Raw genomic sequence first — 14773 nt, 5'->3', positions numbered from 1 at the left:
TATAAACGCTCTAAAACAAAGTATTTTATTCTAAGTCATCAAAGTCAAAGGCTGCAGCTTTAGTATAATTTGTAACTTTAGCTTCAAAAAAATCTGTTTTTGTATTGTTAAGTCTTGAAAATCCCTCTATCCAACTCATAGGATGCTTTGTAATTTCGGGATATAAAGGTTCTAAACCAATAGCCGTTAGTCTTAGATTTGAAAGATATTTAATGTATTTTTCTATAAGTTCATCATTAAGACCTAATATTTCATTATCCGTTACATACCTACCCCACTCAATTTCATGCTCTACTCCGATTTTCATCATTACTCTAAACTCATCAGTTATTTCCCCTACAAATATATCTGGATTTTCCTTTTTTAATTCTTTAATTATATTTTGGAATAATACTAAGTGAGTTATTTCATCCCTATTTATATACTTAAATATAGTGCTTGTAGCTGTCATTTTTCCTTGTCTTGCTAAAGTATAAAAAAAGCTAAAACCTGAATAAAAATATATTCCCTCTAGTATATAGTTAGCCATTATAGTTTTTAAGAAATTTTTAACATCTGGGGTTTCATTAAACTCTTGATATATGCTTGCTATAAACTTATTTCTCTTTAATAAATGCTTATCTTCTCTCCACTCATCGTATATATTGTCCCTGGTTATAGAGTCTGTAACTGTATCCAGTATATAAGAATAGCTTTGTGCATGTATCTCTTCTTGAAAAGCTTGAATATTTAAAAGTGATGTTACTTCAGGGGCTGTTATATATCTAGATAAATTAGGCAAATTCTCACTTTGTATAGAATCTAAAAAATTTAAAAAAGAAATTATTTTGTCAAAGGCCCTTCTTTCCCCCTCCGTTAAATAGGAGAATTGTTTAACATCTTCATTTAATGATATTTCCTCGGGAATCCAAAAATTATTTAACATGTTTCTATACATTTCATTAGCCCAGTTGTATTTTATCCTATTCCATTCTCTTAAATTGGTGGTATTTCCATTTATCATGGTTTCTGTTCCACGATTACCTTTTTCATTAAAAATCTTCTTTTTTAACATTCAATTCACCCCTTATATTAACTTGAACAACTTGTGCACTCATCCATTTCTATGGATTTATTTCTTACATAATAAATAGTTTTAACTCCCTCTCTCCAACATTCCATATACATATCTAATATTTCTTTTGCTTTTAAGTTAGGAGTAATATATAAATTAAAAGACTGAGACTGATCTATATGTTTTTGCCTTATAGCGCAAGCTTTTATACTCCACTGCTGATCAATAGTATGAGCCTCCTTATAATACCAAAAATTATCTTTATTTAAATTAGGTGCAGTTTTAGGAGTAAAACTTCCCTTCTTTTCCTCAATAAAAAACTTTTTAAATACAGGATCTATGCCTGCTGTGGTATTTGCAATATTTGAAGTGCTGCCTGTAGGTGCAATAGCCATAATATATCCATTTCTTATCCCGTATTTTTTAATATCTTCTTTTAATTTTATCCACTTATCTGATATATATCCTCTTCTTTCAAAATACTCTCCCGTACTCCATTCAGAGCCTTCAAAGGCTTTATAAGCCCCCTTTTCCTTTGCAAGTTCCATAGAAGCTTTTATTGATTCATAAGCTATTTCTTCAAATAATTTATCTGCTATTTTTAAATGTTCTTCACTTTCCCATTGTATTTTATTATTTACAAGAAACTCATGATATCCACTAGTTCCAAGTCCTATAGCTCTATATTTATTACTAGTTATTTCAGATTCTTTAACAGGAAATTTATTGAGTGAAATAACATTATCTAGCATCCTTATCTGGTAAGGAATTGTATCTTTAAGTTCCTCTAAAGATACCTTACTTAAATTAATAGAATTAAGATTACAAGTTACCATATCTCCGGATTTCACTCTTTGAATTACTTGAGCTGTACCATCTTTATCTATAATTTCTTCATCCATAAGTGTACTCTCACTCATATTTTGAGCTATCTCATGACATAAATTAGAAGCATATATCATTCCTCTATGTTTATTAGGATTAGCTCGATTTACAGTATCTCTAAAGAATATAAAAGGAGTTCCTGTCTCTACAGCGCTTTTCATTATTTTTTTCATTATATCAAGAGCTGGAACTTCTTTTCTTAAAATTTTTAAATTTCTTTCACATTCCAAATATTTCCTGGTAAATATTTTATCATCCTTTTCATCAAAGTAATCTTCCAGTCTATACCCCATAACTTTTTTCACTTCGTAAGGATCAAATAAACACCATTTTCCTCTTTTTTCAAGTCTCTCCATATATAAATCTGGAATACTTACAGAAGTAAAAATATCATGGGCTTTTCTTCTATCGTCACCGTTGTTAGTCTTAAGATCTAAGAAATCATAAATATCTTTATGCCATATATCTAATGTTATAGCTGACCCGCCCTTACGTTTTCCTAATTGATCAACAGCAACAGCTGTATCGTTATAGAGTTTTATCCAAGGTATTACTCCACCAGATGCATTTTTTATTCCTCTTATTTCACTATTTAAAGCTCTTATTTTGCCTAAGTATATTCCAAGGGCTCCACCATGCTTTGAAACTTGAGAAAATTTTTGATTTACATCATAAATAGACCAAAGATTATCTCCTACAGAAGAAATAAAACAGCTACTTAATTGATAAAAAAGCGTTCCGGCATTTCCCAAAGTAGGTGTTGCCACAGTCATTTTAAGTTTACTCATTAAATCATAAAACTTCTTTGCATAAAAAACCTTATTTTTTTCTTCTGGTATAGCTAAATGCATTGCTATAACCATAAATCTTTCTTGTGGGAGCTCCATTACCTCTCCATTAAATCCCTTAACCAAATATCTATCATTTAATAATTTTAATCCTTCATAATTAAAAAGCTCATCTCTTTTTGGAACTATATAAGATGATAATTCCTTTATCTCATCATCAGAATAGTTTTTCATTAAATATTCTCCATAAAGATTCATGTAGGATAGTTTCTTTACAAGTGCATAAAAATCACCATATCCAAAATTACTGTAATCTCTATTTATTTTAGCTTCTTTATACAAATCAAATAAAAGTAACCTAGCTGCAACATACTGCCAATTAGTATTGGCCTCTTTAAAACTATTACCATAATCATCAGTAGTTGTTTGAATTATTTTTTCTATTGCCGTTTGAATTAATATTTTTTGAATTTCCCGAGTGCTCATACCATCTCTAAATTGTATTTTAGAATCTATCTCAAGATCTAATGGATCACATTTATCTAAACCATTGCAAGCAAAATTAATTACTTTTTTTATCTTATTAACTTGTAATTGTTCATATGTACCATTTCTTTTCTTAATTTTAATATTCATATATTACACCTTACCTATACAATATAAAATTTATATTTTAACACCTATTATTTGCTAATAAATATTATTATAAGAAATAAACTCATTAAAATCAATGTTTAAATTTGCAATGTAGCTAAATTAACCCTATATATTGTGTGTTTATTTTTCTTATTCTCTATATATTGTATTGATTATATTTTCCCATTGTAAATTATATTAGATATAAAGTTAAATATTTGTATTGCAATTATATTTGTTAAAAAGAAAAAAACTACTAATAATGGTATTGATACTATTATTAGTAATTAAGTTTTTTTAATTTATAGTTAAAATATTTAAACTATACAAATTATTATTGTCTATAATAATTATTATTAAATCTTAAATTGTTTTTCATGTTAAAATTAATTTTTTATATTTATATTTTAAGTTTACATTTTTGTTTAGTATACATAATTTAGATTAAGTTAATATCTTATTCATAACATAAAAATAGGAATTAGAAGGCTCTTCCCCCCTAATTCCTATAATTAAATTTTTATATCAATTATTTTTAATATTGTTGAAACTAATTACTTTTATTATAAATAGATGTTGCAAAGGCTATTAATGAACCATTTCTAACTATATTTTTCATAATATTAATTCCATTTTAACCTTATATAATTTTTTTATTATAACATAAAAATAGAAACTAAGTATACTTAAATTACCTAGTTCCTTATTTCTAACAAAAATAAATTTATATCTGTACCCCTAACTCCCTTTGCATTTTACTATACTCTTTAAACAATAAAACAAATCCCAGTAAAATAACTATAAAATCTACTAAAGGTTGTGTAAACCATACTGCTGGCAAACCAAATATTGTCGGTATTAATATTATGGCAGGCACATATAATATAATTTGTCTTAATAATACTAGCTTTCCTGCTGATTTTCCATTACCTATTGATTGGAAGAATGTTATCATCATAATAAGTGCACCATACAAAGGAAATATTGAATAAAAAATTCTAAAATTAGAAATTCCTGATAAAACAATAGGAGTATCCTTTATAAATAACCCTAATACCTTACTTGGCATCACTTGTATAGGTATCCAAAATACTAGTGCAAGTATAGTTGATCCTAATATAAATATATTAGTTGCCCTCTTTACTCTATTGAATTTTTCCGCACCATAATTAGTTCCCACTACCGGTTGCAATCCTTGACTCATTCCCCAAATTGGAATAAAGGAAAATGCCTGTATTCTAAGAGATGCACCCATTAATATTGCTTGAGTATTTCCACCATATTTAAACGCCATTCTATATAAAAGTGTTTGTTGTATAATAGTGAAAACTTGCATCATCATAGCTGATATTCCAACCGAAAACATCTCTCCTCTAAGGTCTTTTTCTAATTTAATTTTATTAATTTTAACCTTCTTGCTCTTTTTTTTAAAATAAACAAGGGTTATTATGGCCTGAATTATTTGGGATAAAATTGTAGCTACTGCTGCCCCTTCTATGCCCTTGTCTCCAAATGCCTTAATTAGTATAGGATCTAATACAATGTTTAAAAGTGCTCCAAATCCCATAATTAACATAGCTTCTTTCATTTTACCTTCTCCACGCATAACCATGTTTGCACTTTGAGCAAAATTTACAAATATAGAACCTAAAAACACAATTTTTAAATACCTAACTCCCAAATTTAATATTTCTCCTTGTGCTCCACTGATTTGAAGTAATGGTCTTATAAAAACAATTCCTACAATCATAACAATAGTTGAAAATAATAATACATTGGCTATAAGGTTTCCCATTATTTTGTTTATGGTATTATTGTCCTTCTTGCCTATAGCCCTTGATAGTATTGAAGCTGAACCTATTCCTACTAAAGTAGATATTCCGCTGTTAAACAAAGTTAATGGATATGCTATAGAAATAGCTGCCATAGCTTCTTTCCCAATCATTTGTCCAGCAAAAACACCGTCCATAAATGAATATAGTCCTATAACCGTCATTCCAATAATAGCTGGAATACATAACTTAAACATTAATTCTACTGGTGATTTAATTAATAAATCTTCTCTTTTATTTTCCATTTACATCACACCTTTTCTAGTTATATTTAATAAATAATTTTATAAATTATTTAATTTATGCATAATAAAAAGCTAGTTAACATTTGCTAACTAGCTAAATTATAATAATAATCATTCTCATAATCTACTCTATAATATTTAGTAATGCTCCATAATGGTACTTTCTTTTCTATAATCCTTTGGTAATATCCCATATACATCCTTAAATGCATTTGAAAATTTACTAGCATTACTATATCCTACCTCCATTGCAATTGTATTTATATTCTTTTCAGTAGAGCACATTAAAAGTGCTGCTTTATTCATACGATACTTTTTAATATAAGCATAAGGTGTATCCCCATAAATTCTCTTAAATACCCTTTGAAACATAGTTAAGCTAATATTATATTTTTTTGATAACTCTTCTAGTTTAATTTTATCATCTAAATTATCTATAAGAAAATCTCTCATTTGTTTAATTTTTCTTATTACGCTTCCTGAATAATATTTAAATTCTGCCCTATTTTCTATAGAAAGCCTATTGATAAAATATAATAGTTCTACTACTTTTATCTTAAAATAACCTGTTTCTTTCTCATTTTTTAATGCATAGATTTCCTTTAATATATGCTCTATTTTATAATTAGCCTTATTAATATACCAAGACTTATCAAGTTCCAGTCTATGAACAATATCTATTAAATCAATGTCTAAATCTCCTATAACCTTTTTAAAACTTTTTGATACTTTATTTAAATCTATTACAATAGATATTCCATAGTATCTATTTAGTGGAAAGGAAAAATTATTGGGTATATATTTTGTACTACATATAGCAAAATTATTTTCACCTATGTATGTATACTTATGATCATCAAATTCACATTCTACCCTCCCATGCAAGCAATGACTTATTTCAATAATTCCATAATTATTAGAATCAGATTCTATAATATCAGGTGTATCAAAATCATTAAAGGTAATTTGAACTCCTGGATAAAGATCATACACAATAAAAATTGCTTTTCCAGTACTACAATTGTAATCAAAAACCCTATAGAACTCATTTTTTTCTAGCATTTTTAAGTTCCTTTTTATTCCCCATTCATTTTCATTCTCTATATTAAAAACTTTCAAATTCCCCTATCCCCCTATTTTTTATGTTTATTATAACACTATGTGTATTAATTTATATTATATAAAAACTATAAATCCAATAAAACCATATACTAAAACTAAATATTATAATAATTATAAGAAAGTAAAAACCTTAGTATTTAAGATATTCCCCTCTAAATACTAAGGTTTATTTAATTACTTTTATAATTTTTTATTTTCAATTATAAGACATCCACTAAATATTATTTCAAAACAAACCATGAAAATAGCTAAAATAAATGGATTAAAGTTTAATCCTACAATCATTGCCATAACGGGAATAATAACAGACAGTACTAAATATGTTTTAGATTTATAAAGCCAACTATAGGGCATTAAATGAGCTCCAAAAATCATTGCAATAACCATAAGCATTTTTTCTGGTATTGTTGGATAAATCCACATAGCAATTAAAAGATATAGCATTTGATTAACAGAAAATAATATTCCTAAGTTTGTTAAAGGATTTTCTTTATTCTGAAAATCTACCTTTAATATTTTAGATATAAAATAGGAAATTGGTAAAAGTGGTGCTGTACAACAAAAAGTTAATAAATTTTTTGTTAAAATAGGTAAAGATGATATATGTACTATTAAAACTGCACTCCATATAAAAATGGATGCCAAAATAATATGTAATCCCTTTCTTTGTTTTTTAGCACAATCGATTCTTAATTCCTCTAAATTCATTATTATCCCCCCATAATTTATGTTTTTTAATTCCCATTACTAAATTTTTTCTAATTAATAAATAATATGCCATTTAATTGTCATTTTATTATAGCATACAATATAAATGTTATAAAAGAGCAAGTGAAAACACTTCCAAAATAAAAGGATATTAAATAATATCCTTTTAAGTTAAATAAATACTTTATATAATTATGAAATTTACACGCTAGATTAATTTATATTATCACTTTGAAATCCTTGCCTTTTAACAGAATGTTTTTTTAAAGTTCTATTATGATTTTTTCCCTCTTCGCTAGTTATTGGTGTTTGATAATTGCATTTTTCCATTCTAGCTTTCTTGTTATCTGGTTGGCTATCTTTTGCCATAATTAACTCTCCCTTCTACTTTCAGTTATCTATATTTTATACTTTAATAAAAATATTATGTGTTTATTCTTTTCTCCTAATAACATTAATAAACATATAATAAGAAGAATAATATATTTAAATTTAATAAGTTATAAATATTTATTAAATTTTTAAGGAGGTATATTAATAATGAAAGAAACTTTCGCCGTTGCTATCTCTTGCATGGATGGGAGAATTCAAAGTCCTGTTAAAAAATTTGTAAAAAACAAATTCCATGTAGATTATGTTGATATGGTTACAGATGCAGGCCCGGATAGAATATTAGCGGAAGGAACAAATGAATGTTTGGTAGATTCTATAAAAAATAATGTTAGAATCTCTATAGAAAAACATAATGCTAAAGCAATTGCTGTAATTGGACACTTTGATTGCGCTGGTAATCCAGTTGATAAAAAACAACAAATTGAAGATATTAAAAAAGCTGTTGACAGGGTTAAATCCTGGGGATTTAATAAAAAAGTAATTGGCATATGGGTAAATCATAAATGGAGAGCTGAAGAAATACGCTAAAATAATAAAAAAGCAGTAATGGATTTTACTTACTGCTTTTTTATTATTTTAACCATATTATAAATTCATTAATTAATGCTTACTGTCTTTGACTATATTTTTAATTGTTTCTTATTTATACAAATATAAACTTCATATCTTGTATTGCTAACAAATATGTTGGCTTAATATTTTTAATAAAGGTTTAATATCCGTACCTTTCATAAACTCAAACTCGATTCTTCCAATTCCAGAGCACCACACCTTCATTTCTGCATCTAAATCAAAAGTGCCTGAACTTTCACAAGAGAAAGCTGTAATTTTACATAAAGGTATAATCATAAACTCTTTTTTCTTTCCTCTTAATCCTTGTATGTCTATTACTATTAATCTTTTATTTGTTACAATTAATCTATCTCTTATAGATTTATAAGAAATTAATATTTTTTCATCATCTAAAAGTAAAAAATCATAAATATCTTTCCCATCGTTTATATCCACTTCTGAAAGTGCTACTATTTTAGGTTGTATTTCTGACATTATGTATTCCTCCCTATATTTCATATATCTTAATAAATTCTACAAATTATACTATTTTCCTTTTCAATACTATTATTCTTTCAAAGTAAGTATTTTATTTATACATTTTAATAATTAGAATTAAAAGTTTTAACTAAAAAATTAAGATAGTACATACATTGTACTACCTTAATTTATATATTATAACAATTTAATTTAAAGGGCTAAACTATTAAATACAACTATTTACAGGCCATTTGAAGCATTACATCATCTGCTTTATAAAATCCATCTTTACATAGTATTCCTAAATTATTTATTGTATCTTCTACAGTTTTACCTATAATTCCTGTATTACTAGGAACAATTACATTATTTAAAGCTAAATAAGCAGATACCACTGCTTCAGAGGCAGAAGTAGAAAGTTTAATAGCACAACTTCCTTTGGCTCCATCACATAGCATACCGGTAAGATTGGCTAGCATGTTTAAGATAGCTCCATCTATTTCCTTATCTCCTCCACCTAAAAGCCAAGTTATTCCTGCTGTTGCACCTATGCCTGCTGCTATAGCACAACCACAAATTGCAGATAATTTTCCAGTATATTTTTTTACAAAGTTATTAACTGCATGACCAAAGAAAACTGCTCTTTGAAGTTTTTCTTTTGAAGCTTTAATATCTTCAGCTACTACTGTAATAGGGAGTATTACACATAGCCCTTGATTTCCGCTTCCTCCACTAGTCATTATAGGACACATTCCTCCACCCATTCTAAGGTCAGAGCCTGCTGCAGTTAAAATTCTTGCTATAGTTGCTGAATCTTTTCCTATTTTTCCTTCCTCTTGCAACTTTAAAAGAGAGGATCCTAAAGTTAACCCTTTTTGTTTTTCCAATCCTTCTTTTGCTGCTTCCTTATTCATTTCTATTCCATCTATTATAAAATCTAATTTTTTTATATCAATATCTTCTATAATTTCTCTTATATCTTTTAAAGTAAGTTCCCTCATAAAATCACAATCATTATTGTCTTTTTTATCTTCTACTTCTCTTTTAAATACTACATTTCCATCTACTATAATTTCATCTATAGTGGTATGTCCGCCCTTTAAAATTACAGTTACTTCTTGATTTTCTCCTTTTAATGTAGCTTCCACAAACACAGGATCTGTATTGTCAGCAGTATTAAGAATTACAATATTATCTTTTATCATTTGTTCTGCTTGTTTTAAATATTTATCATTTACATTTTTAAAAACAAATAATCCTTCTTTAGGATCTCCACATATTTCTCCTAAAGCTCCTGCTATATCTAATCCGCAAACTTCTGTATTTGGTATAGTAACGGACTTACCATTTTTGTATATATTCTTACTTACTTTTAAATCTATACTAAAAACTTTTTCTTTTATATACTTCTTACCTGTTGCTACAGTAAAAGCTACAGCTACCGGTTCAGTACATCCTATAGCTGGTTTAGTTTCATTTTTTACTAATTGGAGTAATCTTTCACTTATTTCCTCTTTTGGCAACTTTGACATGTTAATACACTCCTTTAAGTTTTAATACTTATATAATAAGCAATAACCATGCCAAACAATTTAAATTCTATTTTTAATATCTTGAAAAGCCTTATATTTCAATTAAAACTTACTTTTTTGTTTAATTAATTATAGATAAACCACTTTTATTTTTTGCATTTGTGCAAATTTCAATACTATTACTAGGATTATTTAAGACCTAATACCCTAGAATTAAGCTTTTTTGCAACATTGCAAAAACATTCTCACTTTTGCAAATTATATTTTTTCAGTTTTCTGTAAAGGGTAGATAGATTAATATCTAATTCTTTAGCAATTCTCTCTTTACCTTTTCCATCTTCACCATATTCTTTTATCATAGATAGTAATAAATTTTTTTCATATTGGTAAAGCCTATCTTGTAAGCTCTTATTATTTTTATTATGATCTTTTAATATGTTGAAAGATTTAGGCAAATGTTCAATGTATATAGTTTTTTCTTTAGTAGTATTTACTATATACTCTATTATATTTTCTAATTCCCTTATATTTCCCGGCCAAGAATAATTCATAAATGCCTGTTTTACCTCCTGTGAAAGCTGTTTCATAGGTAAATTAGACCTTCCACAAAATTTATCTATAAGATATTCACTAAGGAGTATTATATCTTCTTCTCTTGTTTTAAGACTTGGTAAATATATAGGTATTACATTTAATCTGTAATATAAGTCTTCTCTAAATTGAACATTTTTAACCATACTCTCTAAGTCTCTATTAGTTGCTGCTATTATTCTAACATCTACAAAAATTTCTTCCTTACCACCAATTTTAGTAAAGCTTTGTTCTTGAAGCACTCTTAATATTTTAGGTTGAAGATGCAAAGGTAAATCTCCTATTTCATCTAAAAAGATAGTTCCACCATTGGCAAGTTCAAATTTTCCCATTTGCCCTTCTCTTTTAGCTCCTGAAAATGCTCCTCCCTCATATCCAAAGAATTCACTTTCTAATAAATTATCTGGAATGGAGGCACAATTTACAGCTATAAAAGGTGCATCTCGTCTTTCACTTTCAAAATGTATGGCTCTTGCAAAAAGTTCTTTTCCAGTACCACTTTCTCCCCTTAATAATACAGTAGAATCAGTTTTAGCTATAGTTTTAGCTATATTTTTTACATTTTTTATACTGCTACTACTTCCCAATATATCCTCAAACCTTACAATTTTACTACTAGCAAATAGCTTATATGCTGCCTGAACTTCTTCAATTTTTTTATTAAATTCTATAATATTACTTACTCTTTCTCCTTTAAATATAATTGGACTACTTTTAATTAAAAAACTTTCATTTTTCCCACGAATACTTATTCTCTTCCCCTTATATTCATTACTTAAAAGTCTAATATCAAAGTTTGTTATTATGTCTTTAATATTTATATTTAATAAGGTTTCCTCTTTAATATCTAAAAGTTTTCTACCTTTATGGTTAATATATTTTATAATTCCATTATTATCTACAGACATTATACCGTGACTTAAACTATCTATTATATGGTTAGTTTCCTCTGTTTGAATTTGTAATTTTTTTATAGTTTCATGATAAATAATATTACCTACAAGCAAAGTACTTAATCTATTTAAAAATATTATCATAGAATTAAACTCTTCTGTTATTATATTAAGTTGCTTTTCATTGAAAATATTTATGCCAATTACACCTATTACTTCATGCTCCATAATTATAGGATAACCTATAGTTGCATACTCAGTACATCTATCTTTTGCTTCACAATTTTCACAAACAGATGGATTTATTTTTTCTTCATTATCCTTCAAATATCTTTTTATATGATTCGTCTTTTTTTCTTTTATAACCAATTCAAATAAACATTTACCAGGTATTTTATTTCCTATAAATTTTTTATACTTACCAGTAGCTGCAATTCTATTAAAATTTTTATCAATTATAGTAACATCTACTTTAAGAACTGCAGCTATAGCTTCCGCCACCTCTTGAACAGAGCTCTTTATACTGTTTAAAGACACTTTTTATCGTTATGCAAAACACTTTATTAAATTATAAGTATTTTAACATAACTCCTCCTTCCTTTATTCCATTTATATCATTTTATCATTTATATTATTTAGCTTTCATCCTCTACATATTCAAGTATATCACCTGGCTGACAATCTAAAGCCTTACACAATTCATTTAATGTTGAAAATCTAATAGCCCTCGCTTTATTATTTTTTAAAATAGATAAATTTGCATTAGTTATATCAACTTTTTTTGCTAAATCTTTAAGAGATATTTTTCTTTTAGCCATTACTACATCTAAATTAACTAATATTGCCATAGCTTCCCTCCTAAATAGTTAAATCATTTTCTTCTTTCATTTTTATTGCCTTTTCAAATACTTCAGCTATTACAAAACACATTAATGCTAATATAATACCCATTACTGTTGATAATTTTATTGAACCATTGGAAGTTCCTATTAGTATAGAAACACCCTTTTTGTAAAAATCAGAAATACCCTCTAATATAACGTTTATTATTAAATAGTATCCCATTTTTCTTAACCTGCTTACATTATTTTCTATGAATGGCGTAGAATAAGTGCTTTCAACTATAGCTATCAAATACCTGGTAATTGTGAAATAGCCATAAAGATATATTGATGTTGTAATTAAGTTTACCACAGATTCAAATGTAAAATTACACACAATTAGATATATATGTCTTCCCATTTCACCTACAAGTGTTATAAATAAAATAATTCCAGTAATATACAAAAGTGTGCTTAATATAGATTTTGTATTTGTATTTTTCAATAATATCATCTCCTAACTAATTTTATATTATTGATTATATTACATATATTATTGTTTTTCAAGTATAATTTATCGTTTTTCAATATATAATATTTAAAAAACAATAAAGTCAATAATATTTTTAGTTAGAATATACCTATAGAATAACATATTTTTTTAAATTACACATAACACATAGTATAATTTTGTCATAAATAAAAAGCTATTATCTAAAATACAAATCATACTTGATTTTGATAATAGCTTTTATATTTAATTTTATACATTATAAAATTTTATTCTTTTAAATATTATAATAATTAATCACAACATCCTATTTTATAGTTCAAAATATTTATAAATTGTCTTTTCATAAATTCATTTTCATAAACTTTTGTATAGACTTCTTCCCATTGATCTTTTGTTAGTCCAATTTCTTCTTCTAAAACTTCTAAAAACACATCATTATGATTTTTAGGTATTATATATTCACCAATTTGAAAACTATCCTCAAAAATATTTAAACTTAATAGCTTTCCATTTTTCTCTCCCCACTGCTTATTAAATTCCTTTGAAAAATCCTTAATCTCTTTTATACATTCTTCTTCTGTTAAATACCACAAACTATTTAATTTTTCTATAGTGGTTTTCATAATATTCAAGAAATTTTCTTGATGCTTCTTATTAAATTCCTTTAAGTACCCTAATATTTCATAAGATGGGGCTATAGGTACAACAAATTCATTAAATTCATTACTTAACCATGTAAAAAATGCAGTAGGTACAAATACATATTGTATAAATCCCAACATAGATTTAACATCAGGATAATAAGCCCAATTATGTTCTATAATATTTTTATCGTAATTAATTATTACACAGTGTATAAACTTTGAATCTCTAGTTAAAGATAAATTTTGGAAAGCTCCTTTCCAAATAGGTTTATTTTGTGCAATTAAATTCTCCCAATAATAAGAACTATTATATTTTGATACCACCTTATTCCCCACCTTTGCAATGATGTTATATTGATAAAATTCTCCTTACGTTAAAATCAAGGTCACTAAACTTTGCCTTTAATATTATTTTGAATAGAATTCAACAATTAGCTGATCATTAATCTCTATAGGAATTTCATCCCTTTGTGGAAGTTTTGTAAGCTTTCCTTTGAAACTTTCCTCATCCACTTCTATGTAACTTATTGATTTTCCATTTCCAGAAGTTAAATTATCTATAAATAATTGATTTTTTCTTGATTTCTCAACTAAAGCTATTTCATCTCCTACCTTGACTTCAAAGGAAGGTATATCAACTTTTTTTCCATTAACTAATATATGTCCATGACTTACCATTTGTCTTGCTTGACGAATAGAAGATCCGAAACCTATTCTATAAACTATATTATCTAACCTACATTCCAAGCTAATAATTAAATTTTCACCAGCAATACCTGGACTTTTCATAGCTTTTTTTACATATCTTACAAATTGTTTTTCTAAAACTCCATAAAATCCTCTTAATTTTTGCTTTTCTAAAAGTTGCTGTCCATAATTAGAAAGCTTGTTAGCTGCTCTACTATTAGAATTTGTTGCTCTTTTCATTGCCTTAGGATGTCCACAAATGTTCACTCCTAATCTTCTACATTGTTTAAAACGTGGTCCCATCATTTTTGCCATAATAAAAACCTCCATATAATAATATATTTTGCCACGGTAATATACCACTTAATTAACTTTTCTAATATATTCAAAAATATT

At 26.7% G+C, this 14773-nt stretch carries 14 protein-coding genes; 1 reads left to right on the top strand and 13 read right to left on the bottom strand.

All coding sequences use genetic code 11. The features are described 5' to 3' along the window. Positions 1 to 25 precede the first annotated feature (25 nt). The 6 genes from BN1711_RS06425 to BN1711_RS12540 all read right to left on the bottom strand — a co-directional run bounded on the left by BN1711_RS06425 (position 26) and on the right by BN1711_RS12540 (position 7639). A complete protein-coding gene (locus BN1711_RS06425) occupies positions 26 to 1054 on the bottom strand; it encodes a ribonucleotide-diphosphate reductase subunit beta (protein WP_050607345.1) in 1029 nt (342 codons plus the stop codon). A 17-nt stretch (positions 1055 to 1071) separates the two neighbouring features. Further along, positions 1072 to 3363 carry a ribonucleoside-diphosphate reductase subunit alpha gene (locus BN1711_RS06420; RefSeq protein ID WP_050607344.1) on the bottom strand — a complete coding sequence of 764 codons (2292 nt, stop codon included), beginning with the start codon at positions 3361 to 3363 and terminating at the stop codon, positions 1072 to 1074. A 724-nt stretch (positions 3364 to 4087) separates the two neighbouring features. Beyond that, complete coding sequence (locus BN1711_RS06415; RefSeq protein ID WP_050607343.1) at positions 4088 to 5440, bottom strand: MATE family efflux transporter; 1353 nt, start codon at positions 5438 to 5440, stop codon at positions 4088 to 4090. 138 nt (positions 5441 to 5578) lie between these two features. Further along, complete coding sequence (locus BN1711_RS06410) at positions 5579 to 6559, bottom strand: helix-turn-helix domain-containing protein (protein ID WP_050607342.1); 981 nt, start codon at positions 6557 to 6559, stop codon at positions 5579 to 5581. 183 nt (positions 6560 to 6742) lie between these two features. Next, positions 6743 to 7270, bottom strand: coding sequence for a DUF7010 family protein (locus BN1711_RS06405; protein ID WP_050607341.1), 528 nt, complete (start codon positions 7268 to 7270; stop codon positions 6743 to 6745). A 213-nt stretch (positions 7271 to 7483) separates the two neighbouring features. Next, complete coding sequence (locus BN1711_RS12540) at positions 7484 to 7639, bottom strand: hypothetical protein (RefSeq protein WP_163249389.1); 156 nt, start codon at positions 7637 to 7639, stop codon at positions 7484 to 7486. Between the two features lie 171 nt (positions 7640 to 7810). Here BN1711_RS12540 and BN1711_RS06400 point away from each other — a divergent pair, with 171 nt between their 5' ends. Beyond that, positions 7811 to 8191, top strand: coding sequence for a carbonic anhydrase (locus BN1711_RS06400; protein ID WP_050607340.1), 381 nt, complete (start codon positions 7811 to 7813; stop codon positions 8189 to 8191). 147 nt (positions 8192 to 8338) lie between these two features. Here BN1711_RS06400 and BN1711_RS06395 read toward each other — a convergent pair whose 3' ends face one another. From BN1711_RS06395 to rpsD, 7 genes are all read right to left on the bottom strand, one after another. Then, positions 8339 to 8710: a PH domain-containing protein gene (locus BN1711_RS06395; RefSeq protein WP_050607339.1), complete on the bottom strand. Its 372-nt coding sequence runs from the start codon at positions 8708 to 8710 to the stop codon at positions 8339 to 8341. 221 nt (positions 8711 to 8931) lie between these two features. Beyond that, complete coding sequence (locus BN1711_RS06390) at positions 8932 to 10227, bottom strand: L-cysteine desulfidase family protein (protein WP_050607338.1); 1296 nt, start codon at positions 10225 to 10227, stop codon at positions 8932 to 8934. A 245-nt stretch (positions 10228 to 10472) separates the two neighbouring features. After that, complete coding sequence (locus tag BN1711_RS06385) at positions 10473 to 12248, bottom strand: sigma-54 interaction domain-containing protein (RefSeq protein WP_050607337.1); 1776 nt, start codon at positions 12246 to 12248, stop codon at positions 10473 to 10475. Positions 12249 to 12346: 98 nt separating this feature from the next. Next, entirely contained in the window at positions 12347 to 12559 is a 213-nt protein-coding gene (locus tag BN1711_RS06380; RefSeq protein WP_050607336.1) for a helix-turn-helix domain-containing protein, read from the bottom strand. Between the two features lie 10 nt (positions 12560 to 12569). After that, positions 12570 to 13037, bottom strand: coding sequence for a DUF2975 domain-containing protein (locus tag BN1711_RS06375; RefSeq protein WP_050607335.1), 468 nt, complete (start codon positions 13035 to 13037; stop codon positions 12570 to 12572). 299 nt (positions 13038 to 13336) lie between these two features. Further along, positions 13337 to 14014 (bottom strand): hypothetical protein, encoded by a 678-nt coding sequence (locus BN1711_RS06370; RefSeq protein ID WP_050607334.1) that lies wholly within the window; start codon positions 14012 to 14014, stop codon positions 13337 to 13339. A gap of 84 nt (positions 14015 to 14098) precedes the next feature. Beyond that, positions 14099 to 14692 carry a 30S ribosomal protein S4 gene (gene rpsD / locus BN1711_RS06365; protein WP_050607333.1) on the bottom strand — a complete coding sequence of 198 codons (594 nt, stop codon included), beginning with the start codon at positions 14690 to 14692 and terminating at the stop codon, positions 14099 to 14101. Between the last annotated feature and the right edge of the window lie 81 nt (positions 14693 to 14773).

Origin of the sequence: Clostridium niameyense, from assembly GCF_001243045.1 — a bacterium.
Taxonomy (GTDB): domain Bacteria; phylum Bacillota; class Clostridia; order Clostridiales; family Clostridiaceae; genus Clostridium_F; species Clostridium_F niameyense.
This window is presented reverse-complemented; position numbering and strand designations above follow the sequence as displayed.

Bases quoted from the DNA above. Each gene is read 5' to 3' on its own strand.
- BN1711_RS06425 (WP_050607345.1), bottom strand. From the start codon at position 1,054: ATGTTAAAAAAGAAGATTTTTAATGAAAAAGGTAATCGTGGAACAGAA.
- BN1711_RS06420 (WP_050607344.1), bottom strand. From the start codon at position 3,363: ATGAATATTAAAATTAAGAAAAGAAATGGTACATATGAACAATTACAA.
- BN1711_RS06395 (WP_050607339.1), bottom strand. From the start codon at position 8,710: ATGTCAGAAATACAACCTAAAATAGTAGCACTTTCAGAAGTGGATATA.
- BN1711_RS06390 (WP_050607338.1), bottom strand. From the start codon at position 10,227: ATGTCAAAGTTGCCAAAAGAGGAAATAAGTGAAAGATTACTCCAATTA.
- BN1711_RS06405 (WP_050607341.1), bottom strand. From the start codon at position 7,270: ATGAATTTAGAGGAATTAAGAATCGATTGTGCTAAAAAACAAAGAAAG.
- BN1711_RS06400 (WP_050607340.1), top strand. From the start codon at position 7,811: ATGAAAGAAACTTTCGCCGTTGCTATCTCTTGCATGGATGGGAGAATT.
- BN1711_RS06380 (WP_050607336.1), bottom strand. From the start codon at position 12,559: ATGGCAATATTAGTTAATTTAGATGTAGTAATGGCTAAAAGAAAAATA.
- BN1711_RS12540 (WP_163249389.1), bottom strand. From the start codon at position 7,639: ATGGCAAAAGATAGCCAACCAGATAACAAGAAAGCTAGAATGGAAAAA.
- rpsD (WP_050607333.1), bottom strand. From the start codon at position 14,692: ATGGCAAAAATGATGGGACCACGTTTTAAACAATGTAGAAGATTAGGA.
- BN1711_RS06415 (WP_050607343.1), bottom strand. From the start codon at position 5,440: ATGGAAAATAAAAGAGAAGATTTATTAATTAAATCACCAGTAGAATTA.